The 20,853-nt window shown below is 63.1% G+C and carries 20 protein-coding genes and 4 pseudogenes; 12 read left to right on the top strand and 12 right to left on the bottom strand.

Annotation, left to right across the window (positions count from 1 at the left end; translation table 11 throughout):
* Positions 1–81: 81 nt before the first annotated feature.
* The 4 genes from NMQ11_RS19365 to NMQ11_RS19350 form a co-directional block, all read right to left on the bottom strand.
* Positions 82–375 (bottom strand): hypothetical protein, encoded by a 294-nt coding sequence (locus tag NMQ11_RS19365; RefSeq protein WP_345781488.1) that lies wholly within the window; start codon positions 373–375, stop codon positions 82–84.
* Positions 376–461: 86 nt separating this feature from the next.
* On the bottom strand, positions 462–1,283 hold the full coding sequence (locus tag NMQ11_RS19360; protein WP_255171758.1) for a metallophosphoesterase: 822 nt from the start codon (positions 1,281–1,283) through the stop codon (positions 462–464).
* Between the two features lie 16 nt (positions 1,284–1,299).
* Positions 1,300–2,898, bottom strand: coding sequence for a hypothetical protein (locus NMQ11_RS19355; RefSeq protein ID WP_255171757.1), 1,599 nt, complete (start codon positions 2,896–2,898; stop codon positions 1,300–1,302).
* Entirely contained in the window at positions 2,895–4,166 is a 1,272-nt protein-coding gene (locus NMQ11_RS19350; protein WP_255171756.1) for a Single-stranded DNA binding protein, read from the bottom strand. Before NMQ11_RS19350 ends, NMQ11_RS19355 begins: the two co-directional genes overlap by 4 nt.
* A gap of 126 nt (positions 4,167–4,292) precedes the next feature.
* On the opposite strand from NMQ11_RS19350, the gene NMQ11_RS19345 reads away from it, so the two are divergent.
* The 3 genes from NMQ11_RS19345 to NMQ11_RS19335 all read left to right on the top strand — a co-directional run bounded on the left by NMQ11_RS19345 (position 4,293) and on the right by NMQ11_RS19335 (position 5,797).
* The gene (locus tag NMQ11_RS19345; RefSeq protein ID WP_255171755.1) at positions 4,293–4,502 is read left to right on the top strand and encodes a hypothetical protein; all 210 of its coding nucleotides are present in this window, start codon (positions 4,293–4,295) and stop codon (positions 4,500–4,502) included.
* Positions 4,503–4,630: 128 nt separating this feature from the next.
* On the top strand, positions 4,631–5,053 hold the full coding sequence (locus NMQ11_RS19340; protein WP_255171754.1) for an arsenate-mycothiol transferase ArsC: 423 nt from the start codon (positions 4,631–4,633) through the stop codon (positions 5,051–5,053).
* Between the two features lie 81 nt (positions 5,054–5,134).
* Positions 5,135–5,797: a 2,5-diamino-6-(ribosylamino)-4(3H)-pyrimidinone 5'-phosphate reductase gene (locus NMQ11_RS19335; RefSeq protein ID WP_255171753.1), complete on the top strand. Its 663-nt coding sequence runs from the start codon at positions 5,135–5,137 to the stop codon at positions 5,795–5,797.
* Here NMQ11_RS19335 and NMQ11_RS19330 read toward each other — a convergent pair.
* Positions 5,791–6,690, bottom strand: a complete 900-nt coding sequence (locus NMQ11_RS19330; RefSeq protein WP_255171752.1) for a DNA polymerase beta superfamily protein — start codon at positions 6,688–6,690, stop codon at positions 5,791–5,793. The genes NMQ11_RS19335 and NMQ11_RS19330 overlap by 7 nt on opposite strands.
* A gap of 102 nt (positions 6,691–6,792) precedes the next feature.
* Here NMQ11_RS19330 and NMQ11_RS19325 point away from each other — a divergent pair, with 102 nt between their 5' ends.
* Positions 6,793–7,425, top strand: coding sequence for an HD domain-containing protein (locus NMQ11_RS19325; protein ID WP_255171751.1), 633 nt, complete (start codon positions 6,793–6,795; stop codon positions 7,423–7,425).
* Positions 7,426–7,449: 24 nt separating this feature from the next.
* Here the strand turns inward: NMQ11_RS19325 and NMQ11_RS19320 are convergent, their stop codons facing one another.
* The gene (locus NMQ11_RS19320; protein ID WP_255171750.1) at positions 7,450–7,845 is read right to left on the bottom strand and encodes a hypothetical protein; all 396 of its coding nucleotides are present in this window, start codon (positions 7,843–7,845) and stop codon (positions 7,450–7,452) included.
* 556 nt (positions 7,846–8,401) lie between these two features.
* Between NMQ11_RS19320 and rdfA the strand changes: the two genes are divergently transcribed.
* The 6 genes from rdfA to NMQ11_RS19290 all read left to right on the top strand — a co-directional run bounded on the left by rdfA (position 8,402) and on the right by NMQ11_RS19290 (position 13,586).
* Positions 8,402–9,055 carry a rod-determining factor RdfA gene (gene rdfA / locus NMQ11_RS19315; protein ID WP_255171749.1) on the top strand — a complete coding sequence of 218 codons (654 nt, stop codon included), beginning with the start codon at positions 8,402–8,404 and terminating at the stop codon, positions 9,053–9,055.
* A gap of 57 nt (positions 9,056–9,112) precedes the next feature.
* Complete coding sequence (locus NMQ11_RS19310) at positions 9,113–11,065, top strand: archaea-specific SMC-related protein (RefSeq protein ID WP_255171748.1); 1,953 nt, start codon at positions 9,113–9,115, stop codon at positions 11,063–11,065.
* A 415-nt stretch (positions 11,066–11,480) separates the two neighbouring features.
* Positions 11,481–12,185 carry a DUF2270 domain-containing protein gene (locus NMQ11_RS19305; protein WP_255171747.1) on the top strand — a complete coding sequence of 235 codons (705 nt, stop codon included), beginning with the start codon at positions 11,481–11,483 and terminating at the stop codon, positions 12,183–12,185.
* Between the two features lie 81 nt (positions 12,186–12,266).
* Positions 12,267–12,932 carry a cyclase family protein gene (locus tag NMQ11_RS19300; protein ID WP_255171746.1) on the top strand — a complete coding sequence of 222 codons (666 nt, stop codon included), beginning with the start codon at positions 12,267–12,269 and terminating at the stop codon, positions 12,930–12,932.
* Between the two features lie 69 nt (positions 12,933–13,001).
* Complete coding sequence (locus NMQ11_RS19295) at positions 13,002–13,316, top strand: hypothetical protein (RefSeq protein WP_255171745.1); 315 nt, start codon at positions 13,002–13,004, stop codon at positions 13,314–13,316.
* Positions 13,317–13,439: 123 nt separating this feature from the next.
* Positions 13,440–13,586, top strand: a complete 147-nt coding sequence (locus tag NMQ11_RS19290; protein WP_255171744.1) for a hypothetical protein — start codon at positions 13,440–13,442, stop codon at positions 13,584–13,586.
* 550 nt (positions 13,587–14,136) lie between these two features.
* On the opposite strand, the gene NMQ11_RS19285 is transcribed toward NMQ11_RS19290, so the two are convergent.
* From NMQ11_RS19285 to msrA, 3 genes are all read right to left on the bottom strand, one after another.
* Positions 14,137–15,195 carry a sensor histidine kinase gene (locus NMQ11_RS19285; RefSeq protein WP_255171743.1) on the bottom strand — a complete coding sequence of 353 codons (1,059 nt, stop codon included), beginning with the start codon at positions 15,193–15,195 and terminating at the stop codon, positions 14,137–14,139.
* A gap of 56 nt (positions 15,196–15,251) precedes the next feature.
* The gene (locus tag NMQ11_RS19280) at positions 15,252–15,527 is read right to left on the bottom strand and encodes a HalOD1 output domain-containing protein (RefSeq protein WP_255171742.1); all 276 of its coding nucleotides are present in this window, start codon (positions 15,525–15,527) and stop codon (positions 15,252–15,254) included.
* A gap of 423 nt (positions 15,528–15,950) precedes the next feature.
* Positions 15,951–16,490, bottom strand: a complete 540-nt coding sequence (gene msrA / locus NMQ11_RS19275) for a peptide-methionine (S)-S-oxide reductase MsrA (RefSeq protein ID WP_255171741.1) — start codon at positions 16,488–16,490, stop codon at positions 15,951–15,953.
* A 328-nt stretch (positions 16,491–16,818) separates the two neighbouring features.
* Here msrA and NMQ11_RS19270 point away from each other — a divergent pair.
* Positions 16,819–17,549, top strand: a pseudogene (locus NMQ11_RS19270) (IS6 family transposase).
* A 100-nt stretch (positions 17,550–17,649) separates the two neighbouring features.
* Here NMQ11_RS19270 and thiC read toward each other — a convergent pair.
* From thiC to NMQ11_RS19260, 3 genes and pseudogenes are all read right to left on the bottom strand, one after another.
* Positions 17,650–19,098 carry a phosphomethylpyrimidine synthase ThiC gene (gene thiC / locus NMQ11_RS19265; RefSeq protein ID WP_255171740.1) on the bottom strand — a complete coding sequence of 483 codons (1,449 nt, stop codon included), beginning with the start codon at positions 19,096–19,098 and terminating at the stop codon, positions 17,650–17,652.
* 153 nt (positions 19,099–19,251) lie between these two features.
* Positions 19,252–19,343: pseudogene (locus NMQ11_RS20270) on the bottom strand (IS5/IS1182 family transposase); the annotation flags it as partial.
* A gap of 128 nt (positions 19,344–19,471) precedes the next feature.
* Positions 19,472–19,972, bottom strand: a pseudogene (locus tag NMQ11_RS19260) (transposase); the annotation flags it as partial.
* A 405-nt stretch (positions 19,973–20,377) separates the two neighbouring features.
* On the opposite strand from NMQ11_RS19260, the pseudogene NMQ11_RS19255 reads away from it, so the two are divergent.
* A pseudogene (locus NMQ11_RS19255) lies at positions 20,378–20,653 on the top strand (hypothetical protein); the annotation flags it as partial.
* Positions 20,654–20,853: the final 200 nt, after the last annotated feature.

The following is a 20,853-nucleotide window of genomic DNA, read 5'->3' as shown; positions in this document are numbered from 1 at the left end:
GTGGTAGGGCCGTGATCCCGATAAGATCGTTGCTTTACCGGCTTCGCGTCGGATAGAATTGGTACCTGCCGTCTCGAGAACTCACTCGAGCCCCCACTCCTCGTCCTCGACGCGCTCGGTCACCAGCTCCTCGCGGTCGCCGAGCACGCGGACGGTGAACCCGTCGCCGTCGCGCTCGTACTGGACGTCGAGCGTCGTCACGTCCGCAGTTACCTCGCGGTCGGTCGACGAGGGCTCCTCGCGGTCGCCCGCCGGCTCGAGGCCGTGATCCTCGTAGGCGATCCGCGTCGAGGTTTCGACCAGCCCGTCCTCGTCGAGGAGGTCGGCGTCGATCCCGTCGGTCGTGTCCCGAAGCTCGAGACGGTAGGTTTTCATCGGCATACGCGACTGGACGACGCGGTGTTAAAAGGGACTCCCGCTTGCAGTTGCCACACCACCTGTGATCATTTTCGCGGTACTGCTCACACGGACCGATACGGCCCCAGCCGCGTTCCGTCGAGCAGGTACGCCTCCCCTCGAGCGATCCCCGCGGGGAGAAACGGCGCCAGAAACGACTGGCCGGCGACGTTTATCCACGTGCCGCCGACCAGTTCGTTGAACGCCGGGAGGACGACGATGGCCGGCGATTCGACCGGTCGCGATCCCGTCCTCGCCGGATCGCCCTCGAGCCACTCGAGTCCCGCGTACTCGTCGCGGCCTCGAAACGCCGCCGGCTCCAGTCGGCCCCGGAGCCACGCCGGTTCGACGCGGCTGCCGCCGACCTCGTCTTCAAGTCGCACGCAGGGGTGTTCGTGCCCCAGGCAGACGACCCGGCTCTCGAGGACCTCGCGCGCGGGCCACGTGTGGCCGTGACAGACGCCGACGTCGGCGACTCGCGTCCCCGAACCGGGAACGATCTCGCAGCCCTCGAGCCAGGCTCCGATCGCCCCGTCGTGGTTGCCCTTGACCAGCGTCACCGACAGTTTGGAGGGAAGCGATTCGAACAACACCTCGAGTTCTCCCCGTTCTGCGCCGCCGGGGTCGCCGATCGAGTGCATCAGGTCGCCGCAGACGATCAGGCGACCGACGCTGGTCCGCTCGAGCAACGAGAGTAGTCGCTCTCGCCGACTCTCGGCCTTGCTCGGCACGTCGACCCCGCGCTCGATCCGGAGGCCGGCCTCGTAGCCCGCGTGGTAGTCGGCGATCACCAGGGCCCGCTCGTCGTGGAGGGTGGCGACGGCCGCGGGCGCGCCGGGAACCGGTTCGACGAGCGGACCCTGCTGACCGGGATCTGTGGGTGTCACGGCGCCTCGAGGGGGATCAGATCGCCTTGAGGTTCCCGTCGGTCGGCTCGTAGCACTGTCCGCCCATCAGCGCCTCCTCGATCGCGTCCTCGACGTCGCCCTCGCTAGCCCCGGTTTCGTTCGCAACCGTTTCGACGACGGTCTCGCGATCCGCGCCGTCGCCGTCGTCGAGGTCGGCCATCGTCTCGACGACCCGCGACTGGAGGTCGACGTCCTCGAGGTCGACCGTTTCGTCCTCGTCGTCCGCTGCCGGCTCGTCGCTGCCCGCGGGTTCCGCTTCGTCGTCCGACGACGGCTCGAGGTCGTCCTCGTCCGCCCCGTCGGCCGCGACCTCGTCTTCCGCCCCGGCGGTCGCGTCGCCCGGCTCCGCGGTCGGCTCGTCGTCCACTGCGGTCTCCGAAGTCGATTCTTCGGGCTCCTGGACGTCGATGTCCGCGTTTCCGGGCTCGTCGACGTCGGCGCCCGTGGTGAACTCCGCGCCGAACTCCTCCTCGAGCTCCTCGCGTTCGTCGTCGTCCATCTCGTACATCTCACCGCCGAGGTCAGAGGTCGACTCGAAGTCACCGAGGTCGTCACCGCCGGCCTCGTCGGCCGCGACCTCGTCTTCGTCGAACGTGGCCGTCTCGTCTGCGGTTTCCGGTTCGTCACCCGTGTCGGCGTCGAGGTGTCCGGAATCGCCGGCGGCTGTCGACTCGTCGTCAGCGCTCGAGTCGGTGCCTGCCTCGAGGTCGCTGTCAGCCGTCGCCTCCTCGGTCGCGGAGGGACTGTCGCTCTCGACGTCCGAATCCGATTCCACGCCGGTCGATTCGCCGGTCGTGGCCGTGCTCGCCGGAGTCGCCTCGCCGTCGGCTGCCACGGCGTCCGCGGTGACCGATGCGGGCGACTCGAGGTCGACCGTCGCGAGCCCGCCGAAACTCGCGGTCGTGCCGCCGGCCGCGTCGGGTTCGAGGCCGAGCCCCTCGACCTGGTCGAGGTCGCCGGCGACGACGCGGGCGGCGTCGACCGACAGCGCCTCGAGCGCCTCGAGGTAGGTCGGGGTCGTTCCGTAGTGGTCCTGGGCGAGCGGAATCCCCTTTGCGAGTCCCTCGTTGACGCCGGCCTCGAGCAGCACCGCCGTCAGCGCCTCGCCCGCAGCGTCGAGTTCGGCCGCGGCGGCGTAGGTGCCGATCCGCTCGCGGGTCTGCTCCGCAGTCGAGACCACCCAGCGGTCGCGGGTGTCGGCGTCGACGGTCGCGATGCTCTCCGGACGGACGGACGTGTACACCCGATCCGAGTCGTCGGGCTGGAACGTCCTCGCCTTTCCCGTCACCGCGACGAACGCGGGCGGCTCGAGCCGTTCCAGGGCGGCGAGTTCGTCCGGCTGGTACTGGCCGGCGTAGATGACGAACGCGCCCGTCGGGTCGACGACGCGGGCGCGGAGCATCTCGTCGTTGACCTGGGTAATCTCGGTGAGCGTCCCGACGACGAACAGGCGGTTGACGCGCGCGCCGGTCGGCGTGATCACGTAGTTCGGCGCGCGTTCCTCGTCGCTCTCTGCGTGTGAGAGCGAGGCGTCGTCGTACTCCGCGGCGAACAGCCGGTAGGCGACCTCGCGGCCGCCGCCTTCGACGCTCACGCGCCCACCTCCTCTACGAATGCCGTCGCACGCGCGGCCGGGTCGTCGTCGCTCTCCTCGAAGGTGGTCGCGTTGAGGTTGGCGCCGTACTCGTCGACCGAGAGGTGGCCCCGAACGCGGTACTCGCGGCCGACGATCCGTTCGCGGATGGTGTCCGCGACGGCCTCCTGGTCCATCGCCTCGCGGGCCTCCTCTCGGGCGTCCTCGAGGCCGCCGCCGTACACCTGCCTCGTCAGTTCGTCGTCGAGAATCGCGGTGACGGCGCCCGTGCCGTCGTCGAGGATCGCCTTCACCCGCAGGTCGTCTTCGCCGTCGACGCTACCGTGAGTGCGACACTGCCCCTTCTGGACGACGCGGCCACACTCCGGGCAGCGCTGGATGAGTCCGGAGCCGTCTCGTACTGCGATCAGGCTGCCGACGAGGCAGACGTCGTAGACGCCGCCGGTCGACACCGCCTCGCCGATCCCCATCTCCGGCGCGTCGTCGCCGACGTCGACGGACTCTTCGAGTGCGCTCACGCGGGAGTACTCGGAGACGTTCACCTCGGGAACGCCGCGGAACTCGCGGACGTAGGCGTTCTCGATGCGAACTGAGGCCCCCTCCTCGATCTCGGGGGCGGGGTCCCAGTTCGTAAACGGCAGCCGCCCCGATTCGTCGCCGAAGACGCCGCTCAAAATCTCGGTCTCGCCGTCGCGGCCGTCGATGGTGCGGCGCTCGCACTCGAGGACGCGGACCTCGACGGTCACCGCGCGGTCGCCGGTTCGCAACTCCGCGAGCGCGGCGTCGCCGCCGATCTCGTAGGAGACCTCGGGGCCGTCCTCGAGGAACGACACCGAGGTGCTTTCTCCCAGATTGAGTTCGGGCTCGCCGTCCCACTCTCGGACGCCGGCGTTGCCCGCGGTGATCGCGTCGCCCGGCGAGAGTCCGAAGTCTTCCCAGGCGGTGTAGTCGATGACGCCGCTCTCGTCTGCGAGCCGTCCCTCGACGATGACGTGGTCTGAACCCTGGTAGCGGATCGAGCGCTCGCCGGCGGTCAGCACGACGCCCGTCACCGTGACGGTGCCGTCGTCGGTCGTGATCTCGCCGATCTCTCTGGCGGAGGGCGCTCCGCCGCCGGTCGAGCCGTCGCCGTACTTGCGGCGGAGGCTCTGTTTGGCTTCCTCGATCGGCACGCTGTACTCGACCAAGTTCTGCAGGTCGGATTTGACCTCCTGGGTGTCAACACCGAGATCGGAGGCGAGATCCTCGGCATGTGCTTCGAGATCCATCACTGGCAGTTCGAGCGGCCACCTTAAAAGCGTTCCCGCAGTGGGGTGAAAGTGAACGTGCGGGCCAACCCGGTCGACGCACCCGCGAGCGCTACCTTCATGGCCTGCCGCGAAAACGAGGCGAGTATGGAACGAGTCGGTGCGGCCCTCGGCGGTCTCGCGTTCGTGGTCGCGATCTTCGGCGGGATCGTCGTCATCAGGGTGTTCACGCGGGCGCTGTACGCGGCGATCTGGTTCGCCGAAACCGTCGCGACGTTCGCGTTCGCGCTGCTGATCGGCTACGTCGTCTACCGGATTCTGCTCGGCTCGAGCGACGACCCGCGCCGGAGCGCGTAAGGGGAGACGGACAGGTCCACCGACAGCGACGCGTGACCGGACCGGTTCCGCGCGGCGGGCGGTCGGAAGCCCCGGTCCGGAAGCGACTCTGCACCACCTTTTTGTCGGCCGCCCGCGGTAGTCTCGGTATGACCAAGATCGCGTTCGTCTGCGTCGGCAACGCCGGCCGCAGTCAGATGGCGACGGCGTTCGCCGAGCGGGAACGGGATCGCCGGGACCTCGCGGACGAGATCGAACTCGTCACCGGCGGGACGGACCCGCGCGACCACGTTCACGAGGCGGTCGTCGAAGCGCTCGCCGAGGTCGGGATCGACGTCGGCGACAGGTCTCCCCGAACGATCGCGGACGAGGACCTGATCGACGCCGACTACGTCGTCACGATGGGTTGCGACGCGGCCGACGTCGCCCCCAACGGGTGGACCGGAACGGCCGAGCAGTGGGACGTGTCGCACCCGGACGGGGACGACGCCGTGCGGGCGCAGCGCGACGAGATCGACCGGCGTGTCGTCGGCCTCTTCGACCGGATCGCCAGCGACGGCGACGCGGAGTAGCGGCGGAACCGTCCCGGCCGCGAGACGACGGGTTTCCGGCGCACACGGTGGCTTCTTTACGCCTCCCGACAGACACCCGGTATGCACGTCCTCGTCAACGCGGCGATGAGCGCCGACGGAAAGCTCTCCTCGAGGCGCCGCGACCAACTCCGGATCAGCGGCGAGGAGGACTTCGCGCGCGTCGATCGACTGCGAGCCGACAGCGACGCCGTCGTCGTCGGCGTCGGCACCGTCCTCGCGGACGATCCACACCTCACGGTCAAGGACGACGCGCTGGTCGACGCCCGCCGCGAGGAGGGGCGGTCGCCCCAGCCGGCGCGCGTCGTCGTCGACTCGCGGGGGCGGACGCCGGTCGACGCTGCGATTCTCGACGACGCCGCGACCACCTACCTCTGTCTGAACGACGCGGTCTCCGTCGATCGGCGGATGGACCTGGCCGATCACGCTGAACTGATCACGGCCGGCGACGGCCGGGTCGACCTCCTCCGGGCGTTCGCCGTCCTCCAGCGGGAGGGTCTCGAGCGGGTCATGGTCGAAGGCGGCGGCGAACTCATCTTCTCGCTGTTCGAGACCGGCCTGGTCGACGAGCTCACGGTGTTCGTCGGCCCGCAGGTGATCGGCGGCCGGGACGCCCCGACGCTGGCCGACGGCGACGGGTTCGTCACGGACTTCCCGGGCCTCTCGCTCGAGTCGGCGACCCGGCTCGACGAGGGCATCCTGCTGCGGTGGGTCGTCGACTACTGACCGGAAGCGACGCCCTCGAGCGCCTCGCGGATGAACGCGTTCAGTCGGGTGCGATCGACGCCGTCGCGGCCGTGGACGGCGGGGTCGATCGCCGGTAGTCGGATCTCCTCGGGGGCGAACAGCCGACCGACGTCGGCCGCTCCCTCCCCTGTGCGCTTCCGTTCGACCAGTTCGAGGGTTCGCTCGAGGAACTCGCCGTCGACCCACTCCTCGTCCGCGACCTCCTCGAGAAATCGCGGGAAGTCGAGGGTCGGAAAGCGGTGGGTCTCGCGGACGTACCGCGCGTAGAGCACCCCGCGGGCGACGTAGAGGTGGCGTTTCACGGTCCGATCGGTTCGCCCTCGCTCGTAGGCGTCGGCGTCGACGGTTCGCGGCGAGCGGGCGCCCTCGCTCGAATCCGCGGGTTCGACGAGAAGGGCGCCGTCGTGCTCCTCGAGGACGAGGTAGGCGAGTTCGCCGTCTACGAGCAGCCGACCCTGCAGGTACTTCCGGTACTGTCGTTCGGCCAGCGACCGGTAGTGGTGGTACAGCGCGATCGGAACGAACGAGTCGCCGACGTCGCCCTCGATCCGCGAGAGCGCCCCGCACTCGCGGTAGCGCCGCGGGCTGTGCAGGAACTCGAACGCCGTCGGGTTCGACTCGCCGAGTAGCTCCGCGAACCGGCGGACGTTCCAGCCCTGACAGTCCCGTCCGTCGGTCCGCAGCCGCCCGGAGTCGAGGTAGCCGTCGAGGGTGGCGTACTCGAGGGGGTCCTGGACGAAGAGGACGGCAACGTCGCGGTCGCTGTTCGCGTCGGCGAGGTTCCAGGCCCGGCTGCCCACGTCGCGGGCGGCGATAACGGTGACCCCGTGCTCGGCTTCGAACGCCTCGAGAGTTCCCGAAACCGACGTCATCGCCTCGAGTTCGCGCCGTGGCGACAACGGTCTGTCGATCCGAAGCGACGGATTCGCGTCGAACGGGTAGCCCTATAGGACGGGAGTTCGACGTCCGACCCGATGTCGGACGATCTCCGCTCCGTCGCCCGCTCGTACTTCGACGACCGCGTCTCCCCGGCCCACGACTGGCACCACGTCGAGCGCGTCGAGGCGCTCGCGGCGCGACTGGCCGCCGACCGGACGGACGTCGACGACCGGGTGCTCGAGGCCGCCGTCTTGCTCCACGACATCGGTCGCGCGCGGGAGGACGCCGGCGAGATCGCGGACCACGCCGAGTGGGGCGCTCGGGAGGCGCGCGCGGTGCTGTCGGCTCGAGGCGTCGCCGCCGAGACGATAGACGCGGTCTGTCACTGCGTTCGCGCGCACCGGTACTCGAACGCGGTCGAACCCCGGAGTCCGGCTGCGCGGATCCTCTGTGACGCGGACAACCTCGACGCGATCGGCGCGATCGGACTCGCCCGAACCTTTTCGTACGGCGGCGAGCACGGCATTCCGATCGTTTCCCTCGAGTCGGCGCCGACGGAGAGCGCCGGCGCCCTCGAGGAGACGACGATCGATCACGTCGAGGAGAAGCTCCTGTCGCTGCGAGAGCGGATGTACACCGAGGAAGGGCGCGCGCTGGCCGAGTCGCGCCACGCGTTCGTCGAGACGTACCTCGAGCGCCTCGAGCGGGAGGTCGCCGGTGACGCGTGACTCGCCGGTCACCGCCCGTGAGTGTCACCACCGTCGGCTGTAGATGACGCCCCCGAGTAACGCGACGGCGACGAGACCGAACAGCGGGCGCAGCGGGTCGACGTACGTCATCACCGCAGACGAGCCGACCGCCGCGACGAACAGCGCGTTGCAGGTCGGGCAGGCGACGGCGAGAAAGCCGCCGGCGGCGCCGCCGTAGGCACACCGGTCGCCGGAACACCCCTCGAGCCCCGTCCGCTGGAAGACGTACAGGCCCACGAGCGCCGACGTCAGAACGAGAAACGCGTAATCGAGCGTCGTAATTTCGACCATCCGGACGAAAAACGGATTCGGAACGATCGCCGAGACGAACCCGAAGAGCACGAACACACCCGTCGCAGCGGCGAGACCGTACAGCACGGCGTCTCGAGAGCCGATCATGCGAGACCGAACGCGGGCCGAAACGAAAAGCGATCTGATCGCGACGCCGGCGAGACAGGATGCACACCCGGGTGGCCCGTGTGTCGGTCCCACTCTCCGCCGAGTATCACTCGATATTGTATAATTAGAGAAATACTACTGGGGGCGAGGCGGGGATTCGATCTCGCCTGGTTCCGAATCTACGCTACCAGTCCACCGTCGGTACTACGAACGATCACTTTACACAGACCCTTCAAACTTCTCTATGACGGTATGAGTTGTGCGGATGAACGGTACTCTGATTCGTCTCGGTGGTGTCGATCGATAAACAGGAATCGATTATAGAAATGTGTTAATATGTTCTTACTACCCAATACTGGGGTTCGCGAGCGCGGTGTCCTTCCGGCCGCTTCACTTCGACGACATCGGCGTAAACTGTGGTGGCACTCTCCGGGGATTACAGAGCTATTCGCGTAACATATTTGCTATTTTACATATGGCGACCGCACGACGAATCGACGAGCGCGACTCGAGCCGCAACCGGACGGTTTTTAGGCGCCTGGACGGAGTCTCCGCTATGAGCGACGATTCGCAGCGGGATGGGTCGGCGACGAAGCTCACGAACAGCAAAGTCGGTCGCCTCATCGACGAGCACGACCTCGAGGGGCTCGAACAGGAGCTGATCGACCGGTGGACGGCGCCGAGCGAGGAGCGCTCGAGCCTGCGAGAGCTCGCCGACGTGTTCAACCGACGGCTGCTCGAGGCCGTCCTCGAGGAGGCGGGGGTCGAGACGATCGAGGGCGAAGCCGAGAACACGTACCGGCTGCTGACCGACGACGACGTCACGACCGGCGTCCGCACCGAGGTTCGAAACCGCCTCGAGCGCGACGGGGTCGACGTCGACGCCCTCGAGCGGGAGTTCGTCTCCCACCAGGCGGTTCACACCTACCTGACGAAGTTCCGCGACGTCAGTCACGAGCGCGAGCGACTGAGCCCCGACGAGCGCCGGGAGAAGGAACTCGAGACGATCCGGCGCCTCCAGAGCCGAACCGAAGCCGTCACCGGAAACTCCGTCGAGCGACTCCAGGAGGCGGACCAGCTCGCCGTCACCGAAGCCGACGTCTTCGTCGACATCCGGGTGTTCTGTCGGGAGTGTGGCGTCGACTACTCGATCGACGAGCTGCTGCGACGTGGCGGCTGTGACTGTGCGTCGACCGGAAGTGGGGAGTGACACTGTGGACGGGCTACCAAAAATTATTCACGTACACCCGAATAAGGGCGACCACTGATGCCACAGGAATCTCTCTCGAAGGAAGCCGTACGCGTCGACGTGGAGAACGTCGGCGGGATCGACGAGGCGCAGGTCGAATTCACGCCCGGCGTGACGGTTCTCGCCGGCCGGAACGCGACCAACCGGACCTCGTTTCTCCGCTCGATCATGGCCGCACTCGGCAGCGACGACGTCTCGCTGAAAGGCGACGCCGACGCGGGCCACGTCGAACTCTCGATCGGCGACGAGACGTACACCCGGACCCTGAAACGACAGAACGGAACGGTGACGACCGACGGGGAGCCGTACCTCGGCGACTCGACGCTGGCCGATCTCTTCGCGTTCTTACTCGAGACCAACGAGGCGCGACAGGCGGTCGCACGACAGCAGGACCTCCACGAGCTCATCATGCGGCCGGTCGACACCGACGCGATCCAGGCCGACATCGACCACCTCGTCACCGAGCGCCAGTCGATCGCCGACGAACTCGAGGAGCTCGACGATCTCGAGCGCAGGCGCACCGACCTCGAGAGCGAACGAACTCGCCTCGAGTCCGAGATCGAGGAGACCCGCGCCGAACACGAGCAGAAGGCCGACGAACTCGAGGCGTTCGACCAGGACGTCGAGGAGACCCGCTCGGAGAAGGCCGAACTCGAGGAGACCCTCGAGGAACTCAACGACGTCCGCTCCGAACTCGAGTCGGTTCGGTTCAAGGTCGAAACCCAGCGCGAGAGCCTCGAGAGTCTCCGCGAGGAGCGCGAGGACGTCGAGGAGGAGGTCGGCTCGCTGTCCGCCACGCCGGCGGCGGAGATCGACGAGATCGAGTCCCGACTGGCCGAACTCCGGGACGAGAAACAGGAGATCGAGACGCTGGTGAACGACCTCCAGCGCATCGTCCGGTTCAACGAGAGCATGCTCGAGGGCACCGACAACGAGATCGCCGAGGCCCTCCGAACCGAGACCGACGAGGACGGCGATCTCACCGATCAGCTGCTGTCGGCGGACACCGTCGTCTGCTGGACCTGCGGCAGCGAGGTCGAGACGGAGCGTATCGAGGAGACCATCGAGCGACTCCGGGCGCTCAGAGTCGAGAAATCCGAGACTCGACGCGATCTCGAGGCGGAGATCTCGGAGCTGAAGCGAAACCGGTCGGACCTCGAATCCCAGCGCCAGAACAGCGAGCGGCTGCGGAGCCGGCTCGAGCGAACCGAACGAGAGATCGACGACCGCGAGGCGACCCTCGAGGAACTCATCGAGCAGCGCGACGAACTGACCGAGCGCGTGGCGACCCTCGAGGACGAGGTCGAATCGCTCGACGTCAGCGACGAGTACGAGGAGATGCTCGCCCACCACCGCGAGGTGAACCAGCTCGAGTTCACGCTCGACCGCCTCGAGGACGAACTCGCCTCGACCGAGTCGGCAATCGACGAGATCGAGAGCCGACTCGACGAACGCGACCACCTCGAGGAGCGCCTCGAGGAGGTCAAAGCCGAACTCGCGGAGCGCCGGACGGAGATCGAGCGAATCGAAACGGAGGCCGTCGAGCACTTCAACGACCACATGGAGTCCGTCCTCGAGATCCTCGAGTACTCGAACCTCGAGCGGATCTGGATCGAGCGGACGACGAACTCGGTTCGCGAGGGTCGACGGACGGTCGAGCGCTCGTCGTTCGACCTGCACGTCATCCGAAGTACCGACTCCGACGCGGCCTACGAGGACACGATCGAGCACCTGAGCGAGAGCGAACGGGAGGTGACGGGGCTCGTCTTCGCCCTCGCCGGCTACCTGGTTCACGACGTGTACGACGTCGTCCCGTTCATCCTGCTCGACTCGCTCGAGGCGATCGACTCCGACCGGATCGCACGACTCGTCGACTACATCTCCGGGTACGCTGACTCCCTCGTTGTCGCGCTGCTCCCGGAAGACGCCGCCGCCCTGGACGACGAGTACGAACGCGTCACCAGCATCTGATCGCTCTCCCGCTCGAGCGCGATCGTCGTCCTGCTGGTGCATCGCGCCGTATTCACTCCGTGTACACCCGCTCTGCTTTCGGGACAGTATTGTATTATATAAACAATTGTACTGATTGCCCATACGTCGGGGCTTCGGCAGACCTACGGCCAGTCCTGTCTAAATACTTCGTTTCAGTAGCAGAATTCTAATCACTTCTCACGGCGGATTTATTCTCCGTGACAGTTCCGCATTGGGCTCGAGAACTCTCTAAAGAAGGAGTAGAGCTAGGGCTTCTGTTTCAACGTCGCGTCACTACACGCTCGGTGTTCGGTAGTAGTGGGTTGTACGAACATTTTCGGGCACGAAGGACCGGCGGACCGCGGTACGTCCGTCGGTGTCGAACGTTTTGGCGCTCGCGGTCGTACGAAATGAGATGAGTGACGACGAGTTCGATCCGGAGACGGAGGAGGCCCGCGAAATCGCTGCAGAAGCCGGCGAGGAGAGTTCCGAGTTCCTCTCCCTGCTTCCACACTACTACCGCGGTGAAGTCGGACAGATGGCGACCCGACTCGACCGCCTCGATCTGACGACCGACTGGGCGATCGGCCTCATCGCCGCCGTTCTCGGCCTGTCGTTCGCCTCCGCGGACAGTCCGCCGTACCTGCTCCTGATCGGGATGTTGGCGCTGACGATCTTCCTGCTGTTCGATATCAGGCGATACCGGTCGTACGACGCGGCGCGGGCGCGCGTTCGGATGATCGAGGAGAACGTGTTCGCCAACGCGTTCGATCCGGCGGGGGCGGTTCACGAGGACTGGCGGACCGCGATCGCGTCCGACCTCCGGACGCCGACGCTCAAAGTGTCCGCCCGGGAGACGGTCACGCGGCGGCTCCGACGGGTGTACTTCCCGCTGTTGAGCGTGCTGCTCGTCGCCTGGCTGTTCCGAATCACCTTCTTCGTCCCGGAGGAATCGTGGCGGGAGACGGCGACCGTTCCGGGGGTTCCGGCCTCCACCGTCGTTACCGTCGTCGGGCTCTACTACCTCGCGTTGCTCGTCGTAACGGCCTGGCCGAACTCCCGGCAGGCGATGGGGGAGTTCCACGACGAAGAGCCCGGCGAGTGGAAGACCGACGAGTGAACGCGCTCACGCGAGGGAACCGCGCCGTCGGCGCGGGCTGTGAGTCACAACGCACTTCGATGGCGCCGACGAGGAGCACGTATGCCCACTTACGACCTCTCTCACCCGATCGAGTCCGAGATGCCCGTCTACCCCGGCACCGACCCGGTAGCGCTCGAGCCGACGGCGACCGTCGCCGCCGACGGTTACCGGACGACGCGGCTCTCCCTCGACTCCCACACCGGCACCCACCTCGACGCGCCTGCTCACATGGTCGCCGAGGGGCGTACCCTCGAGGAGTATCCGCCGGAGACGTTCCGGTTTACGGCGCTGGTCGCCGACGTGCGACCGCTCGAGGCGCGCGAGAGGATTACGGCGCGGGACCTGCTCGAGGCCGTCGACGAGTCCGCTCTGACGGCTGTCGACCTCCTGGTCGTCAGGACAGGGTGGGACGCCCACTGGGGAGACGACCGGTATCTCGACCATCCGTTTCCGACGTCTCGGGCGGCCGAGTTGCTGTGTGAGTGGCGCTGTCACCTGGGCGTCGACCTGCTGAACGTCGATCCGACGCCGACGGAGAACGCGGCGCCCGACGAACCCGACGACTACCCGGTTCACCAAACCCTGTTCGCTGACGACCGCCTCGTCCTCGAGAACCTGTGCGGGCTCGATCGCCTCCCGACCGACACACCGTTCGAGGTTCACGCGTACCCGCTTCCGATCCGCGACGCCGACGGCGCGCCGACGCGAGCGGTCGCGATCGTGTAGCCCGCGACGACCGGACGCCCGGTCGCGGACAGTCGACGGAATTTTTTGCTCGCGGCCCCGAGGATGAGTATGTCGACTGTCGGAGGGCTCGTCCTCGCCATCGTCACGCTCGGTCTCGCGGCGGCCGTCTACCACGACAGCCGCCGCGTCGGCTTTTCGCGCCCCGCGCTGTGGGCGACACTGGTGTTCGTAACCGTCGGTTTCGGCGGCGTACTCTACCTCGTCGTCGGCGCACCCGCCGCGGGCGCGCTCGTGGTCGCGCTCGCGGGGCTCGTGTTCTACGCTTTCGAGCGGGAGGACACCGTTCACGGCGACGAACCCGCCGATCCCCACGCGCTGCCGGGCTCGAGTGGGCCGGAGGACGCCGACGGCGACGAGCGCTGATAGGGTCCGCTGTACCGCTGTCCCGACGCACCAGCGAACCGCTCCGCGACTGCGCCGGAATTGGCCTGCGGAAGCCCGTCCGAGCTCCGTCACGCCTTCGCCCGCACGGGCCGACCACCGCCCATGGAACGCGCAACGTTCGGCGGCGGCGGTTTCTGGTGTATCGAGGCGGGGCTCGAGGAACTCGAGGTTGCGGGCGTCTACGACGACGAGATCGAGCCCCCTCAAAACGTTTTACGAGGCCGAAGAGTACCACAACGATTGATCTGATACTTGTGATATATTCACACTTTAAATTCTGAATAAAACTCTGGACATTTATTTGTCCTGATAGAACGTCCAGTGGTCGATACGCAGGTTCCCTTTCGGGTACATCAGCGTTGGAAGGGTGAAATAAAGCCACCCGTCGGCTACACTCGTGCTCTGGCTGTTACACACCGTTACTGACAGCGGTTCGGCAGTTCACTAAACGTCTGGGAGATGCAAAACGCGAACGTAGCAGGGGGTTGGAAATAATCTGCTAACGGTGGTGGTTCGTTAGCATCGGGGGGTAGTTACCGGGGAACGAGTGGTCACGCGAGGGAATGGGGACGGAGCCTCGTCTTCCTCGCCATCACACGTTTCTACGAGGTCGCGTGACCGGCTGTTCGTATCTCGCGGGTAAGCGATACTCGGTGACGAACGCCAGGACGTGCTATAGTCCGGCGACAGACGAACAATATCCCTCCACGGTTGTAAAACCTGTGGTGACTGTTAACTCACGTACAGTGCCAACTCTGTAGACGACTCGTGTAGTAAGAGGTGTTGCGACTAGACCCACTCACGAACGCTGAGGGGTTTCCTCTGAAACAGGTACATCAGCGGCGGTACACTCGAACTGCGCCCCACCGGAGTCGCTTTCCGTGACGGTGAACTCCCAGTCGTAGGCGTCGGCGATCTGGGTGACAAACGAGAGACCGAATCCGATCCCGTCCTCGGCGGTGGTGTAGCCGGCGTCAACGACCGCCTCATGATCTTCCGGTGGAATCCCGGGGCCGTCATCGGCAACGAAAAACCCGTCTTCGAGATCGCCGACACGAACGGTCACGTCGTCACCACCGTGATCGACGGCATTTTTGAACAGGTTTTCGAGGAGATGATGGAAGTGAACCGGATCGACACGGATCGACTGCTCGGTCTCGACGACGAGCGTCGCTGACGGGGAATCTACGTCCGCCCAGGCGTCGGTGGCCGCATCTGCGATCGCGATCAATTCGCCCGGGGTTGCCGTCTCACCCGTTCGCGCAGTCAACAGGAGGACACTGATGATCTCGTCGATCCGTTCGTGGGCATGGTCGACACGATCGAACGCTTCGTCGTCCCCCTCTGCAACCGCCCGGAGATGGAGTTGGGCGATCGACAGCGGATTTCGCAGTTCGTGTGCGAGCATTTTCGAGAACCCTTCGAGGCGGTCGTTCTGTTGTTGGAGCTGTTGTTTGTGTTGTTCTGCCTCCCGAGCGCGGGTGACTGCTTGCGCTTCGCTGACCCCGATTGCGAGGCCGATGAGGCCACCGAGTGCCATCGCCAGTGCAGCCGACCAGAGCGGCCCTTCAATGGTCGCACCCGGATCGACGATCCGCAGGGAGATGGCGACAGTCATCACGCCGACCGCGGCGAGACACCAGGCGACAATTCGTGGATACGTAGCCGGGTCAAGCCCAGTCTTCGGTAACCGGTATCCGCCGTACAACAGCGCAAGTCCCAGGAGACCGATCTGGACGAAATCGATCAGCGCTGTCGTGAACGGGGTTCCCGCAACCACGCTGAAAATCACTCGCCACGCCGCGATCACGACGAACAGTCCCCCGAGTGCGGTGATGAGGCGTGACCAGTGTACCATGACCCTCGCTATCCCCCTCTGAGTATCAGATAATAAGTCTATAGGTGGAGAGGCGGTCAGTCAGTGTGGATGCGTAACTCGTCCCCGTCGATTTGCACGTGATAGGTAGCAACCGTGAACGAGAGTGTGATCTCATCACTCGCAGTGACGAGCGTATCGAGTGCCTCCGGATCGACACAGTCGTACAGCGTCACGCCGAGGGCTGTCGGTAGGTCGGTTGCAGCCCGGTTTTCGAGTGCGGCGATTGCGTCAACAATGGCAAGACTCGGTGAGGTGCGTGTCCAGTCGTACTGACTCTGTACAGCGATTTCGGCTGGAGAAGCATCTGGCATCTATGTACTGGCCTCCGGTGTGTGCTAACTGATGGCAACACCCACGTATTTAGAGGTTGGGGGAATCGTGTGTAAATATGGATCTTCTGCTCGATAAGCCATCGATTGCGAACCGACGCACCCTCCCGTCAGAATCGCACATACTATTCAAAGAGACGGGTTTGCCATTCTCACAGGGTAGCACCTGCCAGGACTACTGTACGGCTCTCGAGCAGAACGCGGGGTGTAACATGTCTACGGGCGATTCAGTTCGGTGAGATCCCGTCGACATCCGTAAACTCGAACCGTGTCCCGCCCGTTGTGCTCTCGGTGGGGGCACACTCCGGTCTTAGCTAGTTGCGGGAGTTATCGAAATAAAGCCTCTCCGTACCCGGTGATCTTCTGTGGAACAGTCTACACCATTTCAATCCTCGAGGTTTCACTCTACGCTTCTTTCAGTTTACTCTGGAACCGCTCCCGCACTTTCTCGATCTTTGGCTGCGCGTGCATCTGGCAGTACGCATCGGTCGGATTTTTCTCAAAATAATCTTGGTGATATTCTTCGGCAGCATAGAACGTCTCTAACGGTTCTAATTCGGTCACAACGTCGTCGGTGTATTCTTCGTCAAGTGCTTCGATGTATGCTCGAGCTGTCTCTTGCTGGTCATCGCTGTGGAACAGCACGATCGAACGGTACTGGGTACCCACGTCCGGCCCCTGGCGGTTCAGTTGAGTGGGATCGTGAGTCGCGAAGAAGACTTCCAGTAACTCGTCATAACTGATGATCTCGGTATCGTATTCGACTTGGACGACTTCGGCATGTCCAGTTTCACCGCGACAGACCGCCTCGTAGGTTGGATCCTCGGTCTGGCCCCCTGCGTAGCCAGAGGTGACGCTCTCGACACCCTCGAGTTCCTTCATCGCGGCCTCAGTACACCAGAAACAACCGCCGCCGAACGTCGCATTCCGAGTTGATTCGGTCATGATTGGTTGGTAGTCTCTCGTACCGTATGTATTTGACGTGCAGAGGGGAGAATCTGTTCATACTGGTAATCGAAATTCTATAGTTGATGTTACCACTCCCCCGTTAATCGACAGAAGATACAATGTTCACACCGTGTGAAAAGTGCGAACTGTGTCTATACCCACCCGTCCATTAGCTTCGTCGAGGATGAGCGGGTTCTAGTGGTTCAGCTGCCGGTTCCGTTACCAAGTGACCGAAGGATGGATCTATTCTGGATTCTTTCTCGACGCGGCACTGTCTAGTGAGTCAGTTTGAGAAGTGAGCAGGTCGTCGAGTTGATTTGGACAAATACCCGCAGACCTGCTCAGCGAGTCCTACGACACGGATTTAGAAGAAGCTTGGGAGCGTGAGCGGACGGCGACGTTCACAAGAGCAAAGCTCTTATGCAGCCCATCAGAACGCTACGCGTTCTGAGGACGCCCGTCAGGGTGTTCGCCGTCCGACTCCACGCGACCGGGTGTTCGCTTCGGGAGACAACAACAATTCTCGCCGAGTTAGGCGTTGAACCCACTCATGGAGCGGTTTGGAACTGGTGTGTCGACTGGCTGACACCGTCCCAGATCCGCGGAGGGCGAAGCCCTCGCGGGTCGCGGTTGACGAGACCGCTATCAAAATCAACGGCGGACTGTCTTGGGTATGAGATACAATAATCCTCGACACGAAGTTGATTCTCACGCCCAGTTGTTCGGACGACACGGCACCGACCCGGCAGCTGCGTCCTGCATGAACTCCGCGAGAAACATGATTTCTCCGAGGCGGTATCTCTCGTCGATCAGTTTGGCTATCGGACTGCCCTTGCTCGGTTAGGACTGAACGGTCGGGGTGACTCTACCGACCGAAACCCCATCGAAAAGTGGTTTCACACCTTCAAAATGCGAGCCGACCATTTCCATACCTCATGGGTGGGCAGTCGGCGGAGTGCCCGCAAATTGATTGAACAAATCGTGCATTACTACAACCATCAGAGACCGCATCAATCGCTCGAAGGAACGACGCCAGCTGAGGAGGTGCTAAACTAGACAGCGCCTTGAAATTCTATTGCTTAGACACCTACTCTCGTGAAACTGCTGCTCACTCTCCGTATGTATAGAACAGGAATATCGGATATTTTGAGAAGAGTCAGTCGTCGGCGTGTGACGGCTCCCGTGTGAACGTGACCCCGTTGATTTCGATTTCATCTGGAACACGACTGGTGTCGTGGGTCCCGACCGGGGGGAGATTCACCTCTGCAGCAGGGGATGCATCGAGTTTGGTTTCGTCACCGATAGTCGTCATCTCGCCTTTTGCCTTCCGCGCATCTTGGTCGATACGCATCGAGCAGAACTCGACGCCACACATCGAGCAGAACCGCGCCTCCTTGTAGTTGTCTCCAGGAAGTGTTTGGTCGTGATATGACTGTGCGCGCTTGGAGTCAAGTGCGAGGTCGAATTGCCGACGCCAGTCAAACTCGTAGCGGGCCTCCGAAAGGGCATCATCCCAGTCACGTGCACCTGGCAGGTCGTTAGCGACGTCCGCGGCGTGAGCTGCGATTCTGTAGGCTGCAAGCCCATCTCGGACATCTTCTTCGTCGGGTAGTCCGAGGTGTTCTTTGGGTGTGACGTAACAAAGCATCGCAGCACCTGCACGTGCGGCCTCTGTCGCACCGATCGCACTCGTGATGTGGTCGTAGCCCGGGGCGATGTCGGTCACCAAGGGTCCGAGCACATAGAAGGGGGCCCCGTTACAGACCGCTTGCTGTCGTTCGACGTTGTCGGCGATCTCATCCATCGGAACGTGACCTGGTCCTTCGACCATCACCTGCACACCGTGGTCCCACGCGGTACGCGTGAGTCCGCCCAGTGTGTCGAGTTCAGCGAATTGCGCTTCGTCGCTCGCATCGGCCAAGCAGCCAGGACGGAGCCCGTCACCTAGCGAGAACGTCACATCGTGCTCCGTAAAGATGTCACAGATTTCCTCGAACTTCGTGTACAGCGGGTTCTGCATTCCGTTCTCCTCGATCCACTGGGCCAGAATGGAACCGCCACGTGAAACGATACCCGTCTTGCGCCCGTCGGTCAGCGGCAGGTGTTCCATCAACACGCCCGCATGGATGGTCATGTAGTCCACCCCCTGTTCGGCCTGCTTCTTGATGACGTCAAGCAGTAGTTCGTGAGTAAGGTCCGCAGGGCTTTCTATGTGCTTGACAGCCTCATAGATCGGTACCGTTCCAATCGGAACTGGCGAATATGCGATGTTCGCTTCGCGTATCGCATCGAGGTTCTCGCCGGTCGAGAGGTCCATCACTGTATCAGCACCGTGATGAACTGCCGTGTGTAGCTTCTGTAGTTCCTCTTGAAGATCGCTCGTCGTCTTGCTGTTTCCGATGTTTGCGTTGACCTTCGTGGCGAACTCCCGACCGATGATCATCGGGTCAAGCGACTCGTGAGCGTGATTGTTAGGAATCACTGCCTGCCCCTCAGCGACCTGCTGACGAACGAAATCGGAATCGCAGTTCTCTCGCTTTGCGACGCGTTTCATAGCGGGCGTGATTTCACCGTCTTGCGCTCGCTGGAGCTGTGTCTTCGCCATCTATAACTTGGTTGTACTACAGGGTAATATAGCTACGGGTGTGACGTCATACCTCTGACCCAACCGACTGAAACCTATATAACTAATTCGTCTGGTGGGAATAGGTACTGCATCGATCAATTCGTAGTAATCCTGTACTGATCGGTAGATCACCCGGTCGAGATCGTGGACGAGGCCCGCAAGGGCGAGTTCACGAAACTGCTTCCACCAGCGCCGTGAACGGACAAACGCCCGTACTTACGCTTGGGTAGCTCTGTTGAAACCCTCTTGCCGTCTTGCGATTTGCTGAAAAGCTAGATTCGCATCAGATCCGCGAAATCCGGTGGTAACAGTCGCTCTTCTCAATGTCAACGCTGAAGGATCTCAACAACGCTAAATAATTACTCACTTCTGGTATATCGAACTGGTCAAGAGCGGTATCAATCGCCGTTGTAAAATCGTCGAGTGGCTCAAAGATGTGGTTACTGAGGGCAGCTTGGAGCGGTCTCCAGCACTCCTCGACAGAGTTTGTCTCTGGCGGGTATGCCGGTAACGTGACGAAGTCGAGGTCGTCACGGGCCGCCAGATCCGTGACGGCCGACGCCTGAAAATACGGCGCTCAACCCAGCACAATGAGTAAATCATCTTCGAATTCGATCGATGAGCATCAGTCACGGCCTGCTCGAGCGACTCGCCAGTATCGAGTTGCTCGAGCCAGCTCTATATCGTCCGTCGCTGCACGCCGTACCACTCGACTAGTTCAGTCTGTGTGACACCGTTTTGTACGCTATTGCGGCTAAGAGCCGTTGTGTCGGCTTCTTTCCGTCCACGTTGTCGAGACATCTTGTAACTCTTCGACTGAGTTCCCGTCGAGGTAGTCCCCTGTCTGCTGCAACTCTGTGCGAGTAAATAATTCTAACGTCTACTACAGACGATCCATCAGCCCGTTGGCGCTTTGCGAAGGCACTCGACACGACTCTGCTTGACCGATAGTAACAACTAAAACTATTTGTACACCGATCGCTTCTACATCTGGCGATCATATGTGCATTAACTCTCAGTGGCTACTGTAGTCGACCCGGTCGAAATCGACGAAATCCTCCGTCTCTTTGGCGCCGAGAGGGCGTGAGTACGACGAGAGTTGCACTCACGAGGCCCTTTCCACGTTGAGGGATCGTACGAACCGGACAAAGCGTTGGTGTTTACGATCGTCGGTCGTGGTGCTGAAAACCAGTACGTGACCCCCCGCAAAGCTGTCGGCGAGAAGGCAGTTCAACTCATTCCCGCCAACAGCGAGAAGGAGCCACTGACCATCTACACCGATGGATTTCGAGGATACGAACGACTCAACGAGACGACGCATTCGCTCGCAAATACGTCGTCCAGGGTGGCGACGACTCCGCGCATGGAGATGTCCATGTCAATACCTGCGAGAGCCCCGGGTCGCTGCTGAGACCGTGGCTCTCGCTACACCGAGGCATTTCGAAGGACATACGTATTTACACAGATTCGAGGAGAAAGCCCATGACTTCCGTCGTGGGAGTAGTCACAAGCGTTCCAGCTTCGACCGGAATGACTGCGAAAGGTCGGGAGAGAAGTACTCAAACATGCTATTCAAGCTACACTGAGGGATCAACAAAGTACTACTCAAGAGCGTCCACGTACGGTGCTCTCTCGCCACTCGATACTGTCAGGACGGGGGTTATCATCTGATTCGTCGCGTGCTGCCCTTCGAGCGAAGAATTCCCGAACGAATTGGGTTTGGACAGGGGGATG

The sequence above is a fragment of the Natrononativus amylolyticus genome (genome assembly GCF_024362525.1).
GTDB lineage: Archaea > Halobacteriota > Halobacteria > Halobacteriales > Natrialbaceae > Natrononativus > Natrononativus amylolyticus.
This window is presented reverse-complemented; position numbering and strand designations above follow the sequence as displayed.